4 protein-coding genes are annotated in these 1,448 nt (G+C 48.8%); all 4 read left to right on the top strand.

The features are described from left to right. Positions 1-151: 151 nt before the first annotated feature. From infA to rpsK, 4 genes are read left to right on the top strand one after another with little or no spacing between them, the layout of a single operon-like run. Positions 152-370: a translation initiation factor IF-1 gene (gene infA, locus ACE99V_RS12195; RefSeq protein ID WP_003333772.1), complete on the top strand. Its 219-nt coding sequence runs from the start codon at positions 152-154 to the stop codon at positions 368-370. Between the two features lie 32 nt (positions 371-402). Continuing rightward, positions 403-516: a 50S ribosomal protein L36 gene (gene rpmJ / locus ACE99V_RS12190; protein WP_003333770.1), complete on the top strand. Its 114-nt coding sequence runs from the start codon at positions 403-405 to the stop codon at positions 514-516. 21 nt (positions 517-537) lie between these two features. Then, on the top strand, positions 538-906 hold the full coding sequence (gene rpsM / locus ACE99V_RS12185) for a 30S ribosomal protein S13 (RefSeq protein WP_400491361.1): 369 nt from the start codon (positions 538-540) through the stop codon (positions 904-906). Positions 907-922: 16 nt separating this feature from the next. Then, positions 923-1,324, top strand: a complete 402-nt coding sequence (gene rpsK / locus ACE99V_RS12180) for a 30S ribosomal protein S11 (protein WP_019123515.1) — start codon at positions 923-925, stop codon at positions 1,322-1,324. The last annotated feature ends 124 nt before the right edge of the window (positions 1,325-1,448 follow it).

Genomic DNA, 1,448 nt, shown 5'->3' with positions numbered 1-1,448 from the left:
GATGGCTATGAGATTCTAACACGGGCGTAGGCGAACAGTCTTACGTAGCAGCGAGGATTGTCGTCCAACGTGTTGACGATAAGTTCGTTTTGTGAATCGATATTCCAAAGCTCATGGTCTGACTGAAGAACAGCTGAAAGGAGAGTTACACATGGCGAAAGACGATGTGATTGAAGTAGAAGGCACGGTAATCGAGCCTTTGCCGAATGCGATGTTTCGGGTAGAATTAGAAAATGGACACAAGGTGCTTGCACACGTGTCCGGCAAGATCCGTATGCACTTTATCCGCATCCTTCCAGGAGATAAAGTGACTGTTGAACTGTCGCCGTACGACTTGACACGCGGTCGTATTACCTACCGCTATAAATAAGTTGAAACCCCTAGAAAAGGGAGGCAAGAACCATGAAAGTGAGACCTTCGGTTAAACCGATCTGCGAAAAATGCAAGGTCATCCGTCGTAAAGGTAACGTAATGGTTATTTGTGAAAATCCTAAGCATAAGCAAAAACAAGGATAATCAAGGAGGTGCTTCTTTAGAATGGCACGTATTGCAGGCGTAGACTTGCCTCGCGAAAAGCGCGTGGAAATTGCTCTTACCTACATCTTTGGTATCGGCCGTCCCACGTCTCAAAAAATCCTGGCTGCTACCGGGGTAAATGCAGACACTCGTGTTCGTGATCTGACTGATGACGAAGTAAGCAAGCTTCGTGAGTACATCGACAAGAACATCAAGGTTGAAGGGGATCTTCGCCGTGAAATTTCCCTCAACATCAAGCGTCTGATGGAAATCGGCTGCTTCCGCGGTATCCGCCATCGTCGTGGATTGCCGGTTCGCGGTCAACGCACCAAAACCAATGCTCGTACGCGCAAAGGTCCTCGCCGTACTGTAGCGAACAAGAAGAAGTAAAGGAGGGTAATCTGACATGGCGAAAAGAAAACAAGCGACTGCTACTCGTACCCGTCGTCGTGATCGCAAAAACGTTGAAGTTGGCGTAGCACACATCCGCTCTACTTTCAACAACACGATCGTGACTATCACTGATCCGCATGGCAACGCGATCTCTTGGTCCAGTGCTGGTGCCCTCGGTTTCAAGGGTTCTCGTAAGAGCACTCCTTTCGCAGCGCAAATGGCTGCTGAAACTGCAGCAAAAACAGCAATGGAACATGGTATGCGCTCTCTCGAGGTTCTGGTTAAAGGACCTGGCGCAGGTCGTGAAGCTGCGATTCGTTCTCTGCAAGCCGCTGGTTTGGAAGTTAACATGATTAAGGATGTTACACCAATTCCGCACAACGGCTGCCGTCCGCCAAAACGTCGCCGCGTGTAACGGGTTTATAAGGTTCAGAACATGTCCATACTAGAATGGTAAATTCTGATTGTAGCTTGTCATGCACGCAAACGGTAAACCGCCGAGGAAATTCCTGAGTGGGCTTATTCGGCCCACCCAAGAA

The sequence above is a fragment of the Brevibacillus soli genome (assembly GCF_044759095.2).
GTDB lineage: Bacteria > Bacillota > Bacilli > Brevibacillales > Brevibacillaceae > JBIYSM02.
Note: the sequence above shows the minus strand (reverse complement) of the source record. Positions and strands in the feature narration are given on the sequence as shown.